Genomic DNA, 23,128 nt, shown 5'->3' with positions numbered 1-23,128 from the left:
AAAAGGATCCTTGTTATTTTTGTAATAGAGAAAAGTGCGGTAAAAATTGTCGGAGATTTTACAATAAATGCGTGAAAAGATCTTCTAAAAAATCTAGGTTTAGATTTTCATTTAACTATATTATAGAACAGAAAAGAAAAGAAAAGAAATGCGCCAGCTTGGGTATAAATATAGCATATTTAGTCCATCTAGCGCATTTTAATTTAGAATTTCATTTCTAATGTTAAAGTGTAATTTCGCCCAGGGGCAGCATAGCGAGTATAATTACCAACATTTTGATGTTGATTGACCGCACCTTGTGCTGTTTGACGCACCGCTTCCCAAGTGACATAGCGATAGTTTAATAAATTATATACTCCTAATCGGAACAAAATACTTTTATTCACCATGTAATAACCTGATATATCCAAAATATGCCATGCTCGAGTAAGTTTTTTTGTTGATTTTACATCCCTTGAACTGCTACCTAATGCCCGTCGTCCTACTAACTCATTTTGTGATTTAGCTTTTGATTGAGTAAACATTGTATTGATTCCCCAAATATTACTTGGGTGATCATAGCCTAAACCAATGATATAGCGGTTGGGCTGAATGGCATCAAATAAATAACTGCTTACGGAGGCTAAACCAGCATTGATTTTTTGATCTTTAACTTTTACTCGGTTATAAGCAAATGTTGCATACCAACCGTAGGGAATACGTTTCCATAAACCATTAAAATCTAATTGCGCAGTTATATTTATACCAACTAATTTTGCATTTTGTGCATTATGATATCCATAATTGCCCTTTCCAGTAGTTCCATTTTTACTAAGTTCTTCAGCAAAGGCGATAAGATTTCGATAAGCATTACTAAAATGACTGATCTCAATATTACCAAAATCCCCTTTTAGAGCGAGACCAAACTCTTGGTTACGAGATGTTTCAGGCTTAAATTTACCTACATAAACATCAGCATTATTGCCGCCATACCGCCATCCATACATTTCAGCAAAACTAGGATTTCTAAACCCAGTAGAAAGGCGATAAGAAAGATCAAGCCATTCCGTTGGTTTTATGACAATACCAGTATTCCAAGAGAAATTTTTAAATTTACCAACACTAATAGTTGATTCATTAGCTTTTGTACGAGATACGTCATACCGAATACCTACTCCTAAATCAACGTATTTCCCTAATGCCATATTATTGCGTGCTGCGAAATAATAATTTTTCCCTTTAATTAACCGCACTTTACAGTCTCTGTAATTAGAGGAATTACCTTGATAATTACAAAAATCTTGTCCTACAAAAGATGGATTTGGTTTCGGGTATAAGTAAGGGGTTGAGGAGAAACCATTTCTTATTTTACCTTTCTCTGAAATACTACTTGCCGTAGCGATAACACGTCGAGTTAAATAATCTTTGTGCTGAAGCATTGAAGTGAAGTCATCAAAACCAAGATTGAAAGCAATTTGTTGAGTAAACCAATCCAGTTTAATCTTTTTCTCTAAATCTAATTGCAGCATGTTATGTTTTTCTTTATAAACATTTCTATCAGAATGATAGTATGAATAAGGTTTATCAAGTGTTGGGCGACAATTTTTACTTGGATTAGGATAAAGACTGCAATGTGTATGTTGCATATAACTGTCAAGTATAATGTTTTGTTGATTAGCACTTAACACTGCTTTGTCAATGATTCCCACTTTGTTCTTATTTTCGTAAATATATTCAATACCTATACGCTGTTTTCTATGGTGTTCATCAAAATAAAGCCCACTTGCATATTTAACGCCTCGGCCATCTTCAATACGTTGGTATGCACCATAATCTTGCATGGGATAAAAAGAAGGAGTGCTTAAATCACGCCTTTCTGTTGGGCTTAAATAAGCGGGAAATGTCATATCACGGATATCAAATTTTTGTTGTGTTAATTCAAAAATACCACCGATATAGTGTTGTTCAGAAAAATGATAACCTCCTCTTAAAAACCAAGACTGGCTTTCATATTTCATTGGATTAGGTTTGATACGGTTAGCCCCTGTATAATCTGAAACACTTACAGTTTCTCTTTGGGAGGATAAAGTTGCGGGTGGTTTGGGTGAGGTTTTACACTTGTCATAATCACCATTTAGACACTCATTTTGCATCACAAAGTATGCTGAGGATTTATCTGTTTTGGCGATTAATCGATCATAACTTTGTACGCCTTTTAATGCGTCTGGATGGATTTGGGTTTCCTCCGAATTTCGTTGAGTGTAAATGGCGACCCCTTCAAATCCCCCTTGTTTTCCAGCTACAGCTAAAGAATGGGTAAAGCCTTTATTTTTGCTTGAATAAGCATTTTTAGTTTGAATTCCCCATGATTTGTCTCCCTCTAAGATATCGGCTGCTGATTTGCTTTGAAATGTTACAGAACCAGCTAGTGCCCCATTACCATACTCAGAAGAACTGCCCCCTTTGCTTATTTCGACTGCTTTTACATTTTCATATTCAATTTCATTAATTGCACCAGTGCCAGAATATCCTGAACGAGCAACTAAAGGGCTTTGAACTACATAAGATTGCGTTTGAGGCAAACCATCTACTAATAAAGCAACTCTATTTCTGTCCATACCACGAATAGAATATCCAGAACTTGCACCGCGACCTTGTTCTACAACTGAAATACCTGGATCATAGCGTGTTAGATCACGAATATTTAATACCTGTTCTCGGCTGATACTTTCACTAGTTTTTATAATTTTGCCAAGTCCAGTTACTTCATTATCTTTACGATCTCTTATTTTTTCTGCAGTGACTGAGATAGTTTCTAATTCTGAATCTTCTGTACTTTGAGTGCCCACTTCAAATGATATAGCTTCTTTTGTATCTTTTATACTTTGAGTTTCTGCTTTTACATAGCATGAAATTAAAAGACAAGAAATAATACTTAGGCGAAAATAGGATTGTTTAGTCATTTCAGTATTCCATTATTTGGTTGTTTCTACTTGTTGTTTAGCTCCAAACACAACGGCCGCACGAGCATTTTCTGAATTAGGCGATGAGGCGGCTGTTGGTGAATTTCCAGCATTTGTAGTTGCGGTGTTTTTTCCGTTATAGGTGAAGTATCCTCCTAATTCAGAAGCATGAGGTCCATAAAATGCCCCGTTTACGTCAGTTGTAATATTAATTTTGGCATTTTGAGTTTGACTGTTTTTACCATCTATTACTAAATCTTTTGCAGTTGCTGTACCTTTAAAGGAATTGCCACCGTTGAAGGTTGCCTCAATACTAAATACGGTATTTTGCGTGTCTGCACGTTTTAACTCCCCTTTTAATGTTTTATTGTCAAAATTAACATCAAAATCAGAAACACCACTTTTATCTCGCTGTTTATCTCCAGTAGTTGAGTAAGATGTCTTACCATCACTAATATAACCAAACCAACTACCATGATATTTTGCACTTCCCATTTTAGGGATTTCTGAGCTGACAGTACGGTGACCTAATAAGAATTGATAATAAGTGTTGGTCGTTGCCACCGTTTGTTTTTCTTTGTCTTTTTCTTCTTCTGTAATAGGCTTATTCTCATAATACATACCAAATTTTACATAGCTTAGATTATTGCAACATGCTTCTACTTTATAGGTTTTATTTCCCACATTATGGTGCTTACTACTAATAAAATCACCACTATTTTCAGGTAAAAGAGGAATGGGATGATTATCAATTAAAAGATAATCTGCCTCACCAAAACTTGATATATCTTGGGTTGTAAAGTCTGTTGCATTGGTTGTTTTAGTAGAAAAGGTGGTTAGTTTGCCATCAATTAAGGTTTCTCTGGATAACTCTTTGTTTTCTGGGGTTTGTGGAGTTTCTTTGGCACTAAATACCCCAAAAACTCGTTTATTGTCAGCTAAAAACTTTCCTCCTAATTCTTCACCTTTAGGCCCGTAAAAACCACCTTCTAAGACTCCTTCGCTGGTAAAGGGATGTTCTTGAGAATTTTTTTGAGCAGGATTTACTTTACCTCTGAATCTATTACTATAAATATCGGCATTAATATCATAGAGTTTATGTTTTGTATCTTGTGATTTATTAAGATTTGTTTGACGTAAATTATAATAAAGTTTTCCAGTGAGCTTTTTCGTACCAAAATTCACAGTAAATTCACTAGTTAATCCCGTGTCACCGTTTTCTAAATCAATGTCTGCTGGAATTGCACTACGTCTGGAATAAGCTTGTCGGTTATTATTACTTAACAAAGAATAACTTTTGCCCTTTTCAGTTGCTGTGATAAAGCTCCAAGTCCCTTCGTACTTTGCTACACCGCTTACTGGCAAGTCTGTTGCAGTCTTATTACCATAATAAAATGCATAACCATAATAGCCAGCATAAGCTTTTTTCTCTCCGCTTTTCGAAAAATCACGCCAACTATCGATATAATACAACCCAGAATAAACATATTTTTGTGAATTGGAACCTTGTAATGCTGCATTAGGTTCCTCAATTGAGCCAATTGGGGTATCCCCGTTTTTATTGTTGCTTTCAATATCCTTTCTTATTGAGGAAAGCTCTGTTAAAACAACATAATCATTCAATAAGCTTGGTTCTCCGCTTGCGTTAGGATGTATATTTTGCGCAACTAACTTCATTCCCCCTCCTAAAGAGGGAATAGATAGCTTGTCTAAATTCGATTTTGTTCTTGAATTTGAAGTATTATCTTGATAGCGCGATCTGCTAGAAGAGGAATGGCTAGAGACGTTATCTACATCAAAAGAGCCACCTCCCCCGCTACAAGCACTTAATAAAAGGGAAAGTCCACCAGAGATAAGAGGTACAGATTTCATAGAATTATATCCTTATACAAAATTAATAACCATTCGCATTATCATTTTTTTTTTGTAATAATGTCAACTTAGAATTTTTTAAGTTCAATGGATAAAATATGAAAAATGGCGTAAAACAACTTTCTCTCTTATCATTAATAGGCTTATCATTAACGAATGTAGCTTGGGCAGAAGTTGCACGTCCTAAAAATGATATATTGACAAATACAATTCAAAGTGCGGAATTAAAAACCTCCTCTTTTTCCTCTATGACTAAGAAAGAAATACCAAATAGGCATATTATTTCTCTTTCCAAAAGCCAATTAGCGCACCATCCAAGACTTGTTTTGCGTGGGTTAATTCTTGCTTTATATCAAAATAACACTCAGGCAGTTCAACTGTTATTACCACTATATAAACAATTTCCTCAACAAGATAATTTCTTACTAACTTGGGCAAAGGCTATTGAAGCTCGTGAACAAGGTGATTTAACTCAATCTATTGCTTATTATCGTGAATTATTCGCTCGAGACGCATCTTTACTACCTTTACGTTATCAATTAGCTCAAGCTCTATTTTTTAACTATGAAAATGAAGCTGCCAAAATTCAATTTGAAAAATTACGTACAGAGGTAGATGATGAAAAATTTTTAGGTGTTATTGATCAGTATCTTTTAACACTAAATCAGCGGAATCAATGGATATGGCAAGTAGGATTAAATTTTTTAAATGATGATAATTTGAATAACGCTCCAAAAAGTGGCACAAAAATTGGTAATTGGACCGCTTGGGAAAAAGAAAGTGGGAAGGGGGTAGGGTATTCTTTATCAGTAGAAAAAAAATGGCCGTGGGCAGATCATTTTTTTAGTAAAACTATGTTTAATGGGAATGGAAAATATTATTGGGATAATAAAAAATACAATGAGGCTACTTTGCGTATAGGTGGTGGTTTAGGCTATCAAACTGCCTCAGTTGAAGTCTCGTTGATTCCTTTTAAAGAAAAACGCTGGTATGCAGGCGGTAGCTCTGGAACGAATACAATGAAGCAATATGCGGATAAACTAGGTATTCGTTTAGAAATGATAGATTGGCTAAGTAAAACTTGGCAAATTTCTACCGCACTTGAGTATGGAGAATCTCGTTATAAAATCCGAAAACATTTAGATGGTAATTATTATTTCGTTTCATCAACATTATTTTATTTACCTAAAAGCACCCAATTTTGGTTTGTTGGCATGGATTTTCATAGAGAAAATACACAAGCATTAGATAATGCTTATCAACAAAAGACATTGAGACTTGGTTGGGGGCAGGATTGGCCTTATGGTATTTCATCACGTTTTACTTTTAGTTATGCTAATCGAGTGTACAAAGAGAAAGATTTTATTGGTATACAGCAAAAAAATCGCGAATACACAACCACAATTACTTTATGGCATCGAAATATACATTTTATGGGGCTAACACCCAAATTATCGTGGGATTATCAAAAATCCACTAGTAATCATGCTTTTTATCGTTATGATAAAAATAGAATTTATCTCGAAATTGGAAAAACATTTTAAGGCTGAAAAGTTGTAAACTAACTGTTGAGTTATCTCTAACATTGTCAAATGTGCATACACTATATTTTTAATATTAGTTTGAAATTTTTTAAAAAATTTCCGTTTCTTATTTGACGAACGCGCATTTTATGACTAGAATTGCGTCCTGTTTTATTCACTCTTAATTGTATTTAGGTAAATTAAAATGAAACGTACATTTCAACCTTCTGTATTAAAACGTAGTCGTACTCACGGTTTCCGTGCTCGTATGGCAACTAAAAATGGCCGTCAAGTTTTAGCGCGTCGCCGTGCTAAAGGTCGTAAAAGTTTATCTGCATAATCACAATTCTTAGTGATTAAGCTGAACTTTTCAAGGGAGTTACGTTTATTAACTCCCATTCAATTCAAAAATGTTTTCGAACAGCCATTCAGAGCTAGTACTCCCGAAATTACAATCCTTGCTAGAAAAAATAATCTTGAACATCCGCGTTTAGGTTTGACCGTTGCTAAAAAACATTTAAAACGCGCCCACGAGCGTAATCGAATTAAACGCTTAGTACGAGAAAGTTTTCGTTTATCACAGCATCGCTTGCCTGCTTATGATTTTGTTTTTGTAGCTAAAAATGGTATTGGAAAACTCGACAATAGCACATTTGCACAAATACTCGAAAAATTATGGCAGAGACACATTCGCTTGGCACAAAAATCTTAATTAAGATTATCCGTCTTTATCAAATTATGATTAGTCCGTTTATTGGGGCTCGTTGTCGGTTTGTACCTACTTGTTCTTGCTATGGTATTGAAGCATTAAAAACACACGGATTATTAAAAGGTGGTTGGCTTACGCTGAAACGTGTATTAAAATGCCATCCTTTAAACGCAGGTGGATTCGATCCTGTTCCACCAAAAACCAATAATAATGATGAGAAAAAATAATGGACTCAAGACGTAGCCTATTAGTGCTTGCACTGATTTTTATTTCTTTCCTTGTTTATCAGCAATGGCAGTTGGATAAAAATCCACCTGTGCAAACTGAACAAACAACTTCAATGACTGCCACTTCTGACGTTCCGGCAAGTTCCCCTTCTAATTCACAAGCCATAGCAGATTCTCAAATGCGTGGTCGTATTATTACTCTTGAAAACGATGTGTTCCGTTTGAAAATTGATACATTGGGTGGCGATGTAATTAGCTCTGAATTATTAAAATATGATGCAGAATTGGATTCAAAAACACCGTTTGAATTATTAAAAGATACTAAAGAGCATATTTATATTGCGCAAAGTGGTTTAATTGGTAAAAACGGTATTGATACTCGTTCTGGTCGTGCGCAATATCAAATTGAAGGCGATAATTTTAAATTAGCAGAGGGTCAAGAATCTCTTTCTGTACCGCTTCTTTTTGAAAAAGATGGCGTAACTTATCAAAAAATCTTTGTGTTAAAACGTGGTAGCTACGATTTAGGCGTAGATTACAAGATTGATAACCAAAGTGGTCAAGCCATTGAAGTTGAGCCTTATGGTCAATTGAAGCATTCTATTGTTGAAAGCTCTGGTAATGTTGCAATGCCTACTTATACTGGCGGTGCATATTCTTCTTCAGACACTAACTATAAAAAATATAGTTTTGCTGATATGCAAGATAATAATCTTTCTATTGATACTAAAGCTGGTTGGGTTGCGGTGTTACAACATTATTTCGTTTCTGCATGGATCCCAAATCAAGATGTAAATAATCAACTTTATACAATTACAGATAGTAAAAATAATGTTGCATCAATTGGTTATCGTGGTCCTGTTGTCACTATTCCTGCTGGTAGCCAAGAGACGATTACAAGTTCATTGTGGACTGGCCCTAAACTTCAAAATCAAATGGCAACTGTCGCAAATAATTTAGATTTAACCGTTGATTATGGCTGGGCTTGGTTTATTGCTAAACCGTTATTCTGGTTATTAACCTTTATTCAAGGGATTGTATCTAACTGGGGTTTAGCGATTATCTGTGTAACAATTGTAGTGAAAGCAATTTTGTATCCTCTTACAAAAGCACAATATACTTCAATGGCTAAAATGCGTATTTTGCAACCGAAAATGCAAGAAATGCGTGAACGTTTTGGAGATGATCGCCAACGTATGAGCCAAGAAATGATGAAACTTTATAAGGAAGAAAAAGTAAATCCACTTGGTGGTTGTTTGCCAATTCTTCTTCAAATGCCAATTTTCATCGCATTATACTGGACGTTCTTAGAAGCCGTTGAATTACGTCATGCACCATTCTTTGGTTGGATCCAAGACTTATCAGCACAAGATCCTTATTACATTCTCCCTATTTTAATGGGTATCTCAATGTTCTTGTTGCAAAAAATGTCTCCAACACCAGTAACTGACCCAACACAACAAAAAGTAATGAATTTTATGCCATTAGTTTTTATGTTCTTTTTCTTGTGGTTCCCATCAGGCTTGGTATTATACTGGTTAGTATCTAACTTGATCACTATCGCTCAACAGCAATTAATTTATCGTGGTTTAGAGAAAAAAGGGTTGCATTCTCGTAAAAAATAGTCACGAACAGGCAAAAAGAAAGGCACATTCCGTGCCTTTCTTTATTTTGCTGCCGTGGGTATACCTACCCTAGGTAGTGTGTACCTACCCTAAGCAATCAACCGTGGGTAAGTATACCCACGGTTAATTATAGTAATAATAGTTCCCCTTTGGGGAACGTCAAGCTCTACCCCAAAGGGGTAGCATTAGAATGAACCTAGGGTATACCTACCCTAGGTAATATCATATTTCCCCAGACAATAATAGGTTTTATATGAAAGAAACAATCGTTGCTCAAGCTACTGCGCCAGGTCGTGGTGGTATTGGGATTTTAAGAGTCTCTGGACCTTTAGCAACAGAAGTTGCTCAAGCTATATTAGGTAAATGCCCTAAGCCAAGAATGGCAGATTATCTTCCTTTTAAAGATGCTGATGGCACTATTTTAGATCAAGGGATTGCGCTTTATTTCAAATCGCCAAATTCATTTACTGGTGAAGATGTGTTGGAATTGCAAGGTCACGGTGGGCAGGTTGTATTAGATTTATTACTCAAACGTATTTTACAAATTGACGGAATCCGTTTGGCGAGACCAGGCGAGTTTTCTGAACAAGCTTTTTTGAATGATAAATTGGATCTTGCTCAAGCAGAGGCCATTGCAGATTTAATTGATGCAACATCAGAACAAGCGGCACGCTCAGCATTGAAATCCTTACAAGGCGAGTTTTCTAAAAAAGTAAATGAATTGGTTGATTCTGTGATTTATTTACGTACTTATGTAGAAGCAAGCATTGATTTTCCTGATGAAGAAATAGATTTCTTGGCGGATGGAAAAATTGAAGCAAACTTACGTGGTATTATTAATCAGCTAGAAAATGTTCGTTCTGAAGCTAAACAAGGTTCTATTTTACGTGAGGGGATGAAAGTCGTGATTGCTGGTCGCCCGAATGCAGGCAAATCGAGTTTGCTTAATGCACTTGCTGGTCGAGAAGCAGCTATCGTCACGGATATTGCAGGTACAACCCGTGATGTATTGCGTGAGCATATTCATATTGACGGTATGCCATTGCATATTATTGATACCGCAGGTCTTCGAGATGCAACCGATGAAGTGGAGCGTATTGGCATTTCTCGTGCTTGGACAGAGATTGAGCAAGCCGATCGAATTATTTTGATGTTAGATAGTAGCGATCCTGAAAGTGTAGATTTAAGCAAAGTGCGGTCAGAATTTTTAGCAAAATTACCCTCAACCTTGCCAGTTACTATTGTTAGAAACAAAATTGATTTAAATGGCGAACAAGCAAGTGAAAGCGAACAGGGCGGTTATCAAATTATTAGTCTTTCTGCTCAAACGCATGATGGTGTAAAACTTTTACGTGAGCATTTGAAACAAGCAATGGGCTTTCAAACAGGTATCGAAGGGGGATTTTTAGCTCGTCGTCGTCATTTAGATGCACTTGAGAAAGCCGCAGAGCATTTACAAATCGGTTTGGTTCAACTTACTGAATTTCACGCGGGAGAACTTTTAGCGGAAGAATTACGCTTAGTTCAAAGCTATTTAAGTGAAATTACGGGTCAATTCACATCTGATGATTTACTTGGTAATATTTTTAGTTCTTTCTGCATTGGAAAATAGGAAGCGTAAAGTGCGGTCATTTTTTGGCAAAAATTTAAATCAAAAGCGGCAATATTTGGTGGTGTTTTGTTGATAGGAATTGCTATTAGCTTGCTTTATGAACTAGGTGTTTTCACTTTTTAAGATGCTAATTTTTTACGTTTAGATTATAATCGGGAAAATTTTATATTTATAACAAGGGTTATAGAATGTTAATTGAAAAAATGCACAATTTAACAAACTCAAAGATTTCTAAATTTATCTTAGGTTTGATTACTGTATCGTTTTTAGTTGGTGGAATGTCTGGCTATCTTTTTAGCTCAAATGATACTTATGCGGCAAAAGTGAACGGCGAAGTGATTTCTCAACAAGATTTTTTAAATCGCTATAATCAAGAATTTGAAATACGCGCACAACGTGAGGGAGAGGCGTTTATGGGTCAGTCAGATTCTCCTGAATTTGTTACCGCACTTCGTCAAAACATCGTTAATCTAATGATTGATCAAGAATTACTTCGCCAATATGTTAAAGAATTAAAATTAGGCGTGAGTGATGAAATGATTAAACGTGCAATCGTGACTGATCCTAATTTTCAAGTAAAGGGTAAATTTGATAATTCTGTTTATCAACGAATATTACAACAAAATCATTTAACGTCAGATGGTTACGCTTCAATTTTACGTGCTTCGTTACCTCTTGAACAAATACAAAATGGCGTTGCTAACAGTGAATTTATTGTTCCTGCTCAAGTAAAAAATAGTGCAGAAATTTTCTTTCAAAAGCGTTTAGCTCGTTTAGCAACTTTATCTCTTGCAGATGAAATGGCAAAACAATCAGTATCTGATGATGAAATCAAAACTTATTATGAAGCTAATCAAAAATCTTTTGTTCAGCCAGAGCAGGTTAAAGTTCAGTATATTGATCTTTCTGCAGATAACATAAGTAAAAATCTTCAAGTTACAGATATAGAAATTGCACAATATTATCAAGATAATAAAGCACAATTTATGACTCAGCGTTTAGCACATATTCAATTTGCAAATGAACAAGATGCGAAAGTGGCTTATGAGGAATTACAGAAAGGGGCAAATTTCGCTGATGTCGCTAAAACGAAATCTTTGGATAAAATTTCTGGCGAGAATGGCGGGGATTTAGGCTGGGTAAATGCGAATGAATTACCAAAAGCCTTTGAAGATGCCGCAGCTGCATTGCAGGTAGGGCAATATAGCCAACCAATCAATGTGGACGGCAATTACCATATTGTGTTAGTGCAAGAACGTAAAGCGCAAAGTTTGGAGAATGTGAAAGCTCAAATTGCAGATTTAGTTCGTAAATCTTTGATGGAGAGTCGTTATTTTTCTTTAGAAAAACAAGCGAGTGATAAGGCTTTTGAAGACAGTAAGTCTCTTAATACTGCAGCACAAGCAGCAGGTGTTAAGGTTCAAGAGAGCGATTATTTTTCTCGTCAAAATGTGCCTGCTGGATTAAATTTCCCTAATGTTATTTACACAATATTTGAATCAGATACTACGAATGTTGGTATGAATTCTGAACCAATTAATGTAGGCGATTATCACACAATTATTGTACGTGTGTTGGATCGCAAAGCAGAGGGCGTAAAAAGTTTAGAAGAGGCTAAAATAGATATTGAAACTTTCTTAAAACGTCAGAAAGCTGAGAATGTACTTAATGAAAAAGCACAACAAGCAGTGAAAAAATTAAGTGAAAACCCTGAATCAAAAATAGATGGCATTAATTTCTCAAGTGAGCAGACTTTTACGTTAAGTGAAAATAAAGATCCTATTTTAACAAATGGTATATTTTCAATTGCTAAACCTGAATCAAGTAAAGCTCTTTATCAAGTGGTGCATAATTCAAATGGCGATGTGGTTGTTGTTGCCTTGAATAAGGTTGAACAAGGCAGTTTAAGTGAAAAAGAATTGTCGCAATTTGGTATGCAATTATTGCGTAGTCATCAATCTGAATTACAACTTCAGTTAATACAAGGATTACGTGAGAGAGCAAAAATTGAGGTAAATGACTCTTTCATCAATCAAGATGATGAAGTGCAACAATAACAGGTTAAATGATAATTTGAGATAAATTTTGCTCAAAAGTGCGGTAAATTTCACCGCACTTTTTTACTTTTGTGCAAAAGGAAGTTAATGATGTTTGGGAAAGAAATAATTCATTCTAAAACAATATGGTTTTATTTTTTATTGTTTCTCTTTTCCATATTTACCAATATGGGATTAGGCAATGTATTAAGTGAGAATATTCCCGTTTCAGATTACGCAATTTTATTTGTTATCACGGCGATTTCTTTTTATTTTACCCCTTGGCTTGGGCGAATATTAATTACTGTATTATTCCTCAGTGCGCTATTTTATTGCTCTGCTGGTTTTTTCTATGGAATTCCATCTTTGGGGATTATCGCTTCTGTTTATGAAACGAATATTAATGAAACCTTGGAATATTACACGACCATTCCTTTTTGGATATTTTTATTTCAAGTTAGTTATATCATTTTATTTGTTGCTTTAATGAAATTAAGTTTTTATGTTAAACAACAAGCATTTAAATGGCTAAATATTGCTGTTATCAGTCTATTATTAGTGTTTTCTTACAATCAATTTTCTAATTGGAACTACGCCTATAAATTCCGTTTTTATCCAGTTCTTTTTTATTCTGAATTTGATCGAATGAATGATCTGTATTTAGAACAACGAGATTTTCTAAATCAATCCGTTAATGCGCCGTCTCAATGGGATATTCAATCTTTTACGCCAAAATATAAAAATTATATTTTAATTATTGGTGAAAGTATGCGAAAAGATTATATGTCGTTATATGGCTTTCCACTGAAAACCACGCCATTTTTAGAGCGTGTGAAAGGCACAGTTTTTGAAAATTATTATTCTGCAGCACCGAATACGCAACCGTCTTTACAACACACCCTATATCGAGCAGAAAAAGGGGAAACGGTTTATACGGATAATATTATTTCTTTAGCCAAAAAAGCGGGCGTAAAAACTTATTGGATTTCTAATCAAGGCAAAATTGGGGAATTTGATACGATGGCCTCTCGTATTGGTCAAAGTGCGGATGAAACGGTTTTTATGAAGCCGTTAGGTTACAATTCTAAAAAAGTTTATGACGATGAAATGTTGCCTGTATTAGATAAAGCCTTAAAAGAAAATATTACGAATCCAAAATTAATTGTGATTCATTTAATGGGCTCACATCCAGCCTTTTGTGAGCGTCTTCCGTACGAGGTTAAAAATTATTTTATTAATCAATCTATGTCTTGTTATTTAGAATCGATTAAATATACGGATCAGTTTTTAGAAAAATTAAATTCGCAGTTAGTATCGCAAAATGAACCCTATTCGGTGATTTACTTTTCTGATCATGGGCTTGCTCATTATGAGGATTCTGAAGGTTTATCATTGCATCCAAATAATCTTTATAAACAAAATTATGAAATTCCTTTCGTTATGTTTTCGAGTGATAGTAAAAAGCTAGAAAAAATAAAAACGCCACAATCGGCATTTAATTTTGTTTATGGTTTTGCTGATTGGATGGGAATTAAGGAAAAACATTTACAAGGCGTGGATTTCTTCCATCCTGAAAAACAGGAAATTAAGGTATTTGATTGGAATAACGTTGTAAATGTTAAAGAGTTGGCTGATGATCCAGCAAAATTACCAGAAGCCGTTCAGTAAATGAGATCGTGCTTTATCATTTATCGGCTTGTGCTAGAATGAGCGGAATTTTTTTAAAAGGGAAATAGTATGTCCAAAAAATCAGGGCTTTCGTTTTTATGGTTAAGTGCGGTCGCTTTCGTGGTGGATTTGTTTACAAAATACATTGTGGTACAAAAATTTGATTTGTATGAAAGTGTTAATGTGCTGCCTGTTTTTAACCTGACTTATGTTCGCAATTATGGCGCAGCATTTAGTTTCTTGGCAGATCATAGTGGCTGGCAACAATATTTCTTTATTTCGTTGGCATTGGCTATTTCAGGCATGTTGGTTTATTTTTTAGCAAAAAATAATGCCGAACAAAAAATCCAAAATTCTGCTTATGCACTGATTATTGGTGGTGCATTAGCGAATATGGTAGATCGAGCTTACAATGGTTTCGTCGTGGATTTCTTTGATTTCTATTGGGATATTTATCATTATCCAGTGTTTAATATCGCTGATATTGCCATTTGTATTGGCACAGGGTTGTTAGCATTGGATGCGTTTAAGAGCGAAAAGAAAAAAGTACAAGATAAACAAGTAGAAAAGTGCGGTCAGAAATGAAGATAATTTTAGCCAATCCACGAGGATTCTGTGCCGGTGTAGACCGTGCTATTAGTATTGTTGAACTCGCCTTAGAAATTCATGGCGCACCGATTTATGTTCGTCATGAAGTGGTGCATAACCGATTTGTTGTGAACGGATTGCGTGATCGTGGTGCGATCTTCGTGGAAGAATTAAGCGCGGTACCTGATGGTGCGATCGTGATTTTTTCTGCGCACGGCGTATCTCAAGCCGTTCGACAAGAAGCGAAAGACCGCAATCTCAAAGTATTTGATGCAACCTGTCCTTTGGTGACCAAAGTGCATATGCAAGTTGCTCGTGCAAGTCGAAAGGGAACAAAAGCGATTTTGATTGGACATAAAGGACACCCTGAAGTTGAAGGCACAATGGGGCAGTATAGTAATGAAGATGGCGGAATTTTCTTGATTGAAAAAGTAGAAGATATTGCACGTTTGCCAATGCAAGACAATGATGATTTAACCTTTATGACGCAAACCACTTTATCGCTAGATGATACAGCAGAAACTATTGCTGCATTAAAGGAAAAATATCCCGCTATTCAAGGACCACATAAAAACGATATTTGTTATGCGACAACCAATCGTCAAGAAGCGGTGCGAGAATTGGCTAAATTATCAGATTTAGTGTTGGTTGTGGGGTCTAAAAACTCATCAAATTCAAATCGTTTAGCTGAATTGGCGTCTCGAATGGGGATTAAATCACAGCTTCTTGATGATCCTTCCGATATTCAAGATGATTGGTTTAATGATGTAAAAACCATAGGGATTACAGCTGGCGCGTCTGCACCCGAAGAATTAGTTCAATCGATTATTTCCCGCTTAAAAGAGTTTGGTGCGGATACTATAGAAGAGCTGCAAGGTTTAGAAGAAAATATGTTCTTTGAAGTGCCAAAAGAGTTGAGAATAAAAGAAGTTAATTAATACTAAGGGCTTATCGTCAATGATAAGTCCTTGTTTTTTCATTCAAATTAAGAATTTTTGCGATCGAGATCGCAAAAGTGCGGTCAGTTTCTTGAGGTTTTTTGCAAGGCAGGAAAAAATAGGTGTGTTGATTGTTGATCAACGGTTCATATTATAAGGAAACCTCTATGAAATTAATGAAAACATTATTCACTTCGTTTGTATTGTGTGGGGCACTTGCAGCTGGTTCCACTTTTGCTGAAGACAAGGTGGTTGAGCAAACAACTCAAGCTGTTGTGACCACTCAAACGGATTCACAAGTAGCAGCAGCTATGATGGGAGATAAATTGAATATTAACATAGCAACTGCCAGTGAAATTCAAAAATCCCTAACTGGCATTGGTGCGAAAAAAGCGGAAGCTATTGTGCAATATCGTGAAAAACACGGTAATTTTACTAATGTAGAACAGCTTTTAGAAGTACAAGGAATTGGCAAAGCAACACTAGAGAAAAATCGTGATCGTATAATCTTTTAATTTTCTAACCTCCAATGAATGCCCTGTTTTACAGGGCTTTTTTATTCTTTACACACAGAATACATTAAAAAGCCGTTGGCAACTTGAGTAAATTTTAATACACTAGCAAGCCTAGTCGGGGTGCAATACGCTGAGATCATACCCGTGAACCTGAAACAGTTAATACTGACGTAGGAAACTAGGAATATAGCCTTATCTCCTTTTCGTCATTATTGCTGCCTTTTAATCATAAATAAGGATGTAATAATGAACCTTCTTAAATTAACCTTAATTTCTACCGCACTTTTTTCCACTGCAGCATTAGCACAATCACAGCAAAGTGTGAACGTATATAGCTACGATTCTTTCACTTCTGAATGGGGTGCGGGGCCAAAAGTAAAACAAGATTTTGAAAAAGCACACCCACAATGCACTATTAATTTTACGCCTTTTGAAAGCGTTGGAGTGTTGCTCAACCGTGTTCGTTTGGAAGGAAAGAAAACAAAAGCGGATATTGTGCTAGGTTTAGATAACTTTTTTTTGGAACAAGCTGAAAAAACAGGTATTTTTGCGCCAAATAACGTGGATTTAACTCAGCTTGATTTACCAACAAAATGGACAAATAAGACCTTCTTGCCTTTCGACTTCGGTAACTATGCTTTTGTGTATGATAAAACCAAATTACAAAACCCACCGAAAAGTTTGAAAGAATTAGTTGAACGTCAAGATCTTCGTGTGATTTATCAAGATCCTCGCACCAGCAGTGTGGGACGTGGTTTATTGGTTTGGATGAATGTAATTTATCCTGAAGATAAAATTCAATCTGCTTGGAAAAATTTAGATAAGCATACGGTAACAGTGGGTAAAGGCTGGTCAGATACTTACGGTGCATTCTTAAAAGGCGAAGCGGATTTAGTATTAAGTTACAGCACATCGCCACTTTATCATCAACTTTTTGAGAAAAAAGATAATTATGCGGCGACAGATTTTGCGGAAGGGCATATTACTCAAGTAGAATTAGCGGCAAGAGTTGCCAACCATCCAAATCAATGTGCGGATGATTTTATGGCATTTTTAATTTCGCCTACAGCACAAAAACATATTGTGACAGCCAATATTATGTTGCCAGTTATTCAAGGCGAAATTGAACCGCACTTTGATGCGCTTAAAGTTCAACAAAAAATGCAAACACCAATTAATCCAACAGTGAATCCTGAGCAGTTAAAAAATTGGATCAGCACTTGGCAAATTACATTAACAAAATAATTTGATGCTGTCGTTATTTCATCATCCACAATTCCGCCTGCGTCATTATGTGGGCGGCGTTGTTGTCATCGGCGTGATTACGCTTTTTTATGGAAGTGCGTTAAGTTCAATCTTTACATTGGGCGATGAATTACAATGGCGAGCTTGGTTTACTGATGATTATCTACAGCATCTGATTCTTTTCAGTTTTGGGCAAGCTTTACTTTCTACCGTTTTATCTATTTTCTTTGGTTTACTTCTCGCTCGGGCATTATTTTATAAGCCATTTTTTGGAAAAAAGTGGTTGTTAAAATTAATGTCGCTAACTTTTGTCTTACCTGCTTTAGTGGCAATTTTTGGTTTGATCGGTATTTATGGTTCAAGCGGTTGGTTAGCTTGGTTTGCTAATCTTTTTGGAATGTCGTGGCAGGGGCATATTTACGGACTTTCGGGAATTTTAATTGCGCACCTTTTTTTCAATATCCCACTGGCAGCGCAACTTTTCTTACAAAGTTTGCAAAGTATCCCTTATCAGCAACGTCAGCTTGCAGCCCAGCTTAATTTACAAGGTTGGCAATTCGTTAAATTGGTGGAGTGGCCTGTTTTTCGTCAGCAATGTTTGCCCACATTTAGCTTGATTTTTATGCTGTGTTTTACCAGTTTTACCGTTGTTCTTACGCTAGGTGGTGGGCCTCAATATACAACATTAGAAACAGCAATCTACCAAGCGATTTTATTTGAATTTGATCTGCCGAAAGCGGCACTCTTTGCTATGTTGCAATTTGTATTTTGCTTGCTTTTATTTAGTTTAACATCTCGTTTTTCGCCTTCTAATCAAAATGGTTTGAGCAATAGTAATATTTGGTTTGTGAAACCTAAAAGTGCGGTCAAAATTTTCCATGTTTTTGTTTTAATTGTTTTTGTCTTTTTCCTTTTTTCGCCAGTTTTGAATATTCTTATTAGCGCATTGAGTTCATCAAGTTTACTCAAGGTTTGGCATAATTCTCAACTTTGGCATGCGTTAGGTTATTCACTTTCTATCGCACCCTTGTCCGCATTACTTGCATTAACGATGGCGATTGCCTTATTGCTTTTATCACGCCGTTTAGAATGGTTACATTATCAGAAAATCGCTCAATTTATTATTAATACAGGAATGGTAATTTTGGCAATCCCGATTTTAGTGCTTGCGATGGGGTTATTTTTATTATTACAAGAGCGTGATTTTTCCAATATTGATTTGTTTATCATCGTTGTATTTTGTAATGCCTTAAGTGCAATGCCTTTTGTTTTACGTATTTTAAGCGCACCTTTTCATAACAATATGCGTTATTACGAAAATCTGTGTAACAGTTTGGGAATTGTAGGTTGGCAACGTTTTTATCTGATTGAGTGGAAAACCTTGCGCGCACCGCTGCGTTATGCTTTTGCTTTAGGTTTAGCGTTATCTCTCGGCGATTTTACGGCGATTGCGTTATTTGGCAATCAAGAGTTTACTTCTCTACCGCATTTGTTATATCAGCAGCTAGGGAATTATCGTAATCAAGATGCAGCTGTAACCGCAGGGATTTTATTATTGCTTTGTGGCATATTGTTTGCCTTTATTCACACATATAGGGATGCTGATGATTTATCTAAATAATGTGATTTTGAATGATAAAACCTTACCGATGTGCTTTAATTTGAACGTTAAGGCTGGCGAACGTGTCGCAATTATTGGCGAAAGTGGCGCAGGGAAAAGTACCTTATTGAATTTAATTGCTGGGTTTGAATTTCCTGCTCAAGGAGAAATTTGGTTAAACGATAAAAATCATACGCGTAGTGCGCCTTACGAGCGTCCTGTTTCGATGCTATTTCAAGAAAATAACTTATTTCCCCATTTGACTATACAACAAAATCTTGCCTTAGGAATAAAACCCTCTTTAAAATTAACTGCACTTGAGCAGGAAAAAATTGAACAGGTCGCTTGTTCTGTAGGATTGGGCGATTATTTACAACGTTTACCGAATTCTCTTTCGGGGGGGCAAAAACAACGAGTGGCATTGGCGCGTTGTTTATTGAGAGATAAGCCAATTTTGTTATTAGATGAACCGTTTTCGGCGTTAGATCAGAAACTTCGGGTAGAAATGCTTGCTTTAATCGCTAAACTTTGTGACGAGAAAGATTTAACATTGCTACTTGTTACCCACCAACCATCGGAATTAATCGGCTCGATAGATCAGGTGTTAGTGGTGGAAAATGGTCAGATAAGTCAATTACAAAAAGGGGTGTAAAATTAGTTTTATTCATAACGTTGAATTGATTGTTTCTACCATATACACTAGTTCATCAATTAAGAAAGTATAAAAAGCGTGGTGTTTTTAACCGCACTTTCAAAGGAAAAATATGTTAGCGGAAAAATTACAAATTAACTCTATTACACCTCATCCAAGTGTAGAATATTGGTCTGTTTGCAAAGTTGAGGCGTTATTTGAAACGCCATTTTTGGAATTAGTTTACCGAGCAGCGCAAATTCATCGTAAGCATTTTAATCCTCGCACGATTCAGTTATCCACGTTAATGTCTATCAAAACGGGTGGATGCCCAGAAGACTGTGGTTATTGCCCTCAATCAGCCCGTTATCATACTGGCGTACAAAATCAACAGTTATTAGATGTTAATGAAATTATTGCGAAAGCAAAAATTGCGAAAGCGCGTGGTGCAGGGCGTTTTTGTATGGGCGCAGCTTGGCGAGGCCCTAAGCCAAAAGATATTGAGAAAGTCACAGAAATTATTAAAGCAGTGAAATCGCTTGGTTTAGAAACTTGCGGTACCTTTGGTTTATTGCAAGACGGTATGGCAGAAGATTTAAAAGAAGCTGGATTAGATTATTACAATCATAATCTTGATACCGCGCCAGAACATTATGCGGAAGTGATTGGTACACGCCGTTTTGATGATCGTCTTAGCACTTTAGGAAAAGTACGCAAAGCTGGGTTAAAAGTGTGTTGTGGCGGCATTGTGGGGATGAATGAAACTCGTAAAGAACGAGCAGGATTAATCGCGAGCCTTGCAAATCTTGATCCGCAACCTGAGTCAGTGCCGATTAATCAACTCGTTAAGGTTGAAGGTACACCCTTAGCCGATGCGGAAGAATTAGATTGGACGGAGTTTGTGCGAACGATTGCTGTTGCACGTATTACCATGCCAAAAAGTTATGTTCGTCTTTCTGCAGGTCGCAGTGGTATGACTGAAGAAATGCAAGCGATGTGTTTTATGGCGGGGGCAAATTCGATTTTCTATGGCGATAAATTACTTGTTACAGATAATCCAGAAGAAGATGGCGATCAGTTATTAATGGCAAAATTAGATTTAGAGCCAGAAACTGCAGAAAATAAAAAGTTGTAGTTTTCGTTAGATAGCTGAGAAATTAAGTATACATCTATTCCTTTCTTTATTTCATATCTCACAATAATTTTTAATAGCCAATAAAATAGCTCCTTGAATATCAAGGAGCTAATTATATGAATCTTAAAGAATTTCTTTTGCTTTCGCTACCACGTTTTCAACAGTGAAACCAAAGAGTTTAAATAATTGATCTGCTGGTGCGGATTCGCCGAAGCTATTCATACCGACAACACGACCGTTGAATCCAACGTATTTATACCAGAAGTCAGCAATACCCGCTTCAATTGCAACACGTTTTGTTACAGCTGCAGGCAATACGCTTTCACGGTATGCTGCATCTTGTTTATCAAAACGATTAGTGCTTGGCATAGAAACAACACGCACTTTTTTACCTTCAGCACTCAATACATCTGCAGCTTTTACTGCTAATTCCACTTCAGAACCTGTCGCAATGAAGATTAACTCAGGTGTGCCATCACAATCTTTTAACACATAAGCACCAAGTTTAACTGCATCTAATTGTGCAGAAGTGCGGTTCATTTGAGCAAGATTTTGACGGGTAAAGATCAACGCACTTGGGCCATCTTGACGTTCAACCGCTTGTTGCCATGCGATAGCTGATTCCACTTGGTCACATGGACGCCATGTTTCAAGATTTGGAATTAAGCGTAGTGAAGCCGTTTGTTCTACAGGTTGGTGTGTCGGGCCATCTTCGCCTAAACCGATAGAATCGTGAGTGTAAACGAATAAAGCGCGTTGTTTCATTAATGCCGCCATACGTACCGCATTGTGTGCATATTCGTAGAACATTAAGAAAGTTGCACCATAAGGAATGAAACCTCCGTGTAAAGCAATCCCGTTCATAATGGCAGACATACCAAATTCACGCACACCGTAGTTGATGTAGTTACCACCTACGTTTTCATGCACACGAATCGGTTTAGAACCACTCCATAAGGTTAAGTTAGAGCTTGCTAAGTCTGCAGAACCACCTAAAAATTCAGGTAATACGTGAGCGTACGCCTCGATTGCATTTTGTGATGCTTTACGGCTTGCGATGCTCGCTGGGTTCGCTTGTAATTTTTCGATGAACGTTTTAGATTCTGCCGCCCAGTTTGTTGGTAATTCGCCAGAAACACGACGTTTAAATTCTGCTGCTAATTCAGGATAGGCTTTTGCATAGGCGGCAAATTTTTCTTCCCAAGATTTTTCTGCTGCTGAGCCTTTCTCTTTTGCAGACCATTCAGCATAGTATTCAGCTGGAATTTCAAATGGCGCATATTCCCAACCAAGTGCTTTGCGAGTTAAAGCGATTTCTTCATCGCCTAATGGCGCACCGTGGCTATCGTGAGAGCCTGATTTATTTGGAGAACCAAAACCAATGATGGTTTTACAAATAATTAACGTTGGTTTTTCTTTTTCTGCTTGAGCAAGAATGGTAGCAGCACGAATTTGCTCTGCATCGTGACCATCTACATTACGAATTACTTGCCAGCCATAAGCTTCAAAACGTGCTGCAGTATCATCGCTGAACCAACCATCAACATGACCATCAATGGAAATATTATTGTCATCGTAGAATGCGATTAATTTGCCAAGACCTAATGTTCCTGCTAAAGAGCAAGCCTCGTGAGAAATCCCTTCCATTAAACAACCATCGCCTAAGAACACATAAGTATGGTGATCGACAATTTCATGGCCTTCACGGTTAAATTGACCTGCAAGTGTTTTTTCTGCAATTGCCATACCCACCGCATTAGTGATACCTTGACCTAACGGGCCAGTCGTGGTTTCAACACCAGGGGCATAACCATATTCTGGGTGACCTGGGGTTTTAGAATGTAATTGACGGAATTGTTTTAAATCTTCGATAGAAAGATCATAGCCAGTTAAATGTAAAAGACTATAAATCAACATAGAACCGTGCCCATTTGAAAGTACAAAACGATCTCGATCAGCCCATTTAGGATTGGTTGGATTATGTTTTAAAAAGTCGCGCCATAATACTTCAGCAATATCCGCCATCCCCATTGGGGCTCCAGGGTGACCTGATTTCGCTTTTTGTACAGAATCCATTGCTAAGACACGAATTGCATTGGCTAATTGTTTACGAGTTGCCATTTTGTTCTCCTGTGATAATTCGTTTTGAAAAATAATCTTGTGCATTCTACCTTATTTCTAAAGGAAATTTAGCAAAAATCCACATTCAATTTAATAGTTTGTGATAATAATCAAATTCTACGACGACATTGATGAAAACGC

Annotated in this window: 18 protein-coding genes and 1 riboswitch; of the genes, 15 read left to right on the top strand and 3 right to left on the bottom strand. The window is 36.5% G+C overall.

The window, feature by feature from the left end:
- Positions 1–203: 203 nt before the first annotated feature.
- Together DQN24_RS08960 and DQN24_RS08955 are read right to left on the bottom strand one after the other, a co-directional pair.
- The gene (locus tag DQN24_RS08960) at positions 204–2,942 is read right to left on the bottom strand and encodes a lactoferrin/transferrin family TonB-dependent receptor (protein ID WP_021034811.1); all 2,739 of its coding nucleotides are present in this window, start codon (positions 2,940–2,942) and stop codon (positions 204–206) included.
- A 12-nt stretch (positions 2,943–2,954) separates the two neighbouring features.
- A complete protein-coding gene (locus DQN24_RS08955) occupies positions 2,955–4,814 on the bottom strand; it encodes a transferrin-binding protein-like solute binding protein (protein WP_021034812.1) in 1,860 nt (619 codons plus the stop codon).
- A 98-nt stretch (positions 4,815–4,912) separates the two neighbouring features.
- On the opposite strand from DQN24_RS08955, the gene DQN24_RS08950 reads away from it, so the two are divergent.
- The 15 genes from DQN24_RS08950 to bioB all read left to right on the top strand — a co-directional run bounded on the left by DQN24_RS08950 (position 4,913) and on the right by bioB (position 20,866).
- A complete protein-coding gene (locus DQN24_RS08950; protein WP_021034813.1) occupies positions 4,913–6,358 on the top strand; it encodes a surface lipoprotein assembly modifier in 1,446 nt (481 codons plus the stop codon).
- A 184-nt stretch (positions 6,359–6,542) separates the two neighbouring features.
- Positions 6,543–6,677, top strand: coding sequence for a 50S ribosomal protein L34 (gene rpmH / locus DQN24_RS08945; protein WP_005539760.1), 135 nt, complete (start codon positions 6,543–6,545; stop codon positions 6,675–6,677).
- Positions 6,678–6,689: 12 nt separating this feature from the next.
- On the top strand, positions 6,690–7,049 hold the full coding sequence (gene rnpA / locus DQN24_RS08940) for a ribonuclease P protein component (protein WP_041175288.1): 360 nt from the start codon (positions 6,690–6,692) through the stop codon (positions 7,047–7,049).
- Positions 7,013–7,273: a membrane protein insertion efficiency factor YidD gene (gene yidD / locus DQN24_RS08935; RefSeq protein WP_005647910.1), complete on the top strand. Its 261-nt coding sequence runs from the start codon at positions 7,013–7,015 to the stop codon at positions 7,271–7,273. Before rnpA ends, yidD begins: the two co-directional genes overlap by 37 nt.
- Positions 7,273–8,898, top strand: coding sequence for a membrane protein insertase YidC (gene yidC, locus DQN24_RS08930; RefSeq protein ID WP_111695733.1), 1,626 nt, complete (start codon positions 7,273–7,275; stop codon positions 8,896–8,898). Before yidD ends, yidC begins: the two co-directional genes overlap by 1 nt.
- A gap of 253 nt (positions 8,899–9,151) precedes the next feature.
- Positions 9,152–10,510 (top strand): tRNA uridine-5-carboxymethylaminomethyl(34) synthesis GTPase MnmE, encoded by a 1,359-nt coding sequence (gene mnmE, locus DQN24_RS08925; protein ID WP_111695732.1) that lies wholly within the window; start codon positions 9,152–9,154, stop codon positions 10,508–10,510.
- 188 nt (positions 10,511–10,698) lie between these two features.
- A complete protein-coding gene (locus DQN24_RS08920) occupies positions 10,699–12,567 on the top strand; it encodes a SurA N-terminal domain-containing protein (protein ID WP_021034817.1) in 1,869 nt (622 codons plus the stop codon).
- A gap of 87 nt (positions 12,568–12,654) precedes the next feature.
- Complete coding sequence (locus tag DQN24_RS08915) at positions 12,655–14,214, top strand: phosphoethanolamine transferase (protein WP_021034820.1); 1,560 nt, start codon at positions 12,655–12,657, stop codon at positions 14,212–14,214.
- A gap of 69 nt (positions 14,215–14,283) precedes the next feature.
- Positions 14,284–14,799 carry a signal peptidase II gene (lspA, locus tag DQN24_RS08910; RefSeq protein ID WP_021034821.1) on the top strand — a complete coding sequence of 172 codons (516 nt, stop codon included), beginning with the start codon at positions 14,284–14,286 and terminating at the stop codon, positions 14,797–14,799.
- On the top strand, positions 14,796–15,740 hold the full coding sequence (gene ispH / locus DQN24_RS08905; protein WP_021034822.1) for a 4-hydroxy-3-methylbut-2-enyl diphosphate reductase: 945 nt from the start codon (positions 14,796–14,798) through the stop codon (positions 15,738–15,740). The genes lspA and ispH overlap by 4 nt, the downstream gene beginning before the upstream one ends.
- A gap of 167 nt (positions 15,741–15,907) precedes the next feature.
- Positions 15,908–16,255, top strand: coding sequence for a helix-hairpin-helix domain-containing protein (locus tag DQN24_RS08900; protein WP_021034824.1), 348 nt, complete (start codon positions 15,908–15,910; stop codon positions 16,253–16,255).
- 106 nt (positions 16,256–16,361) lie between these two features.
- Positions 16,362–16,449, top strand: a riboswitch (TPP riboswitch).
- A 52-nt stretch (positions 16,450–16,501) separates the two neighbouring features.
- Entirely contained in the window at positions 16,502–17,500 is a 999-nt protein-coding gene (gene thiB / locus DQN24_RS08895) for a thiamine ABC transporter substrate binding subunit (protein WP_111695731.1), read from the top strand.
- A gap of 4 nt (positions 17,501–17,504) precedes the next feature.
- Positions 17,505–19,121 carry a thiamine/thiamine pyrophosphate ABC transporter permease gene (gene thiP, locus DQN24_RS08890; protein ID WP_021034826.1) on the top strand — a complete coding sequence of 539 codons (1,617 nt, stop codon included), beginning with the start codon at positions 17,505–17,507 and terminating at the stop codon, positions 19,119–19,121.
- Positions 19,105–19,752 carry a thiamine ABC transporter ATP-binding protein gene (thiQ, locus tag DQN24_RS08885; protein WP_021034827.1) on the top strand — a complete coding sequence of 216 codons (648 nt, stop codon included), beginning with the start codon at positions 19,105–19,107 and terminating at the stop codon, positions 19,750–19,752. Before thiP ends, thiQ begins: the two co-directional genes overlap by 17 nt.
- 112 nt (positions 19,753–19,864) lie before the next feature.
- A complete protein-coding gene (bioB, locus tag DQN24_RS08880; RefSeq protein WP_014550962.1) occupies positions 19,865–20,866 on the top strand; it encodes a biotin synthase BioB in 1,002 nt (333 codons plus the stop codon).
- A 123-nt stretch (positions 20,867–20,989) separates the two neighbouring features.
- Here the strand turns inward: bioB and tkt are convergent, their stop codons facing one another.
- Complete coding sequence (gene tkt / locus DQN24_RS08875) at positions 20,990–22,987, bottom strand: transketolase (protein ID WP_111695730.1); 1,998 nt, start codon at positions 22,985–22,987, stop codon at positions 20,990–20,992.
- Between the last annotated feature and the right edge of the window lie 141 nt (positions 22,988–23,128).

It is taken from the genome of Haemophilus influenzae, assembly GCF_900475755.1.
Classification (GTDB): Bacteria; Pseudomonadota; Gammaproteobacteria; order Enterobacterales; family Pasteurellaceae; genus Haemophilus; species Haemophilus influenzae_D.
This window is presented reverse-complemented; position numbering and strand designations above follow the sequence as displayed.

Coding starts and splice junctions, on each gene's coding strand:
- DQN24_RS08960 (WP_021034811.1), bottom strand. CDS start 2,942: ATGACTAAACAATCCTATTTTCGCCTAAGTATTATTTCTTGTCTTTTA.
- DQN24_RS08955 (WP_021034812.1), bottom strand. CDS start 4,814: ATGAAATCTGTACCTCTTATCTCTGGTGGACTTTCCCTTTTATTAAGT.
- DQN24_RS08950 (WP_021034813.1), top strand. CDS start 4,913: ATGAAAAATGGCGTAAAACAACTTTCTCTCTTATCATTAATAGGCTTA.
- rpmH (WP_005539760.1), top strand. CDS start 6,543: ATGAAACGTACATTTCAACCTTCTGTATTAAAACGTAGTCGTACTCAC.
- yidD (WP_005647910.1), top strand. CDS start 7,013: ATGGCAGAGACACATTCGCTTGGCACAAAAATCTTAATTAAGATTATC.
- yidC (WP_111695733.1), top strand. CDS start 7,273: ATGGACTCAAGACGTAGCCTATTAGTGCTTGCACTGATTTTTATTTCT.
- mnmE (WP_111695732.1), top strand. CDS start 9,152: ATGAAAGAAACAATCGTTGCTCAAGCTACTGCGCCAGGTCGTGGTGGT.
- DQN24_RS08920 (WP_021034817.1), top strand. CDS start 10,699: ATGTTAATTGAAAAAATGCACAATTTAACAAACTCAAAGATTTCTAAA.
- DQN24_RS08915 (WP_021034820.1), top strand. CDS start 12,655: ATGATGTTTGGGAAAGAAATAATTCATTCTAAAACAATATGGTTTTAT.
- lspA (WP_021034821.1), top strand. CDS start 14,284: ATGTCCAAAAAATCAGGGCTTTCGTTTTTATGGTTAAGTGCGGTCGCT.
- ispH (WP_021034822.1), top strand. CDS start 14,796: ATGAAGATAATTTTAGCCAATCCACGAGGATTCTGTGCCGGTGTAGAC.
- DQN24_RS08900 (WP_021034824.1), top strand. CDS start 15,908: ATGAAATTAATGAAAACATTATTCACTTCGTTTGTATTGTGTGGGGCA.
- thiB (WP_111695731.1), top strand. CDS start 16,502: ATGAACCTTCTTAAATTAACCTTAATTTCTACCGCACTTTTTTCCACT.
- thiP (WP_021034826.1), top strand. CDS start 17,505: ATGCTGTCGTTATTTCATCATCCACAATTCCGCCTGCGTCATTATGTG.
- thiQ (WP_021034827.1), top strand. CDS start 19,105: ATGATTTATCTAAATAATGTGATTTTGAATGATAAAACCTTACCGATG.
- bioB (WP_014550962.1), top strand. CDS start 19,865: ATGTTAGCGGAAAAATTACAAATTAACTCTATTACACCTCATCCAAGT.
- tkt (WP_111695730.1), bottom strand. CDS start 22,987: ATGGCAACTCGTAAACAATTAGCCAATGCAATTCGTGTCTTAGCAATG.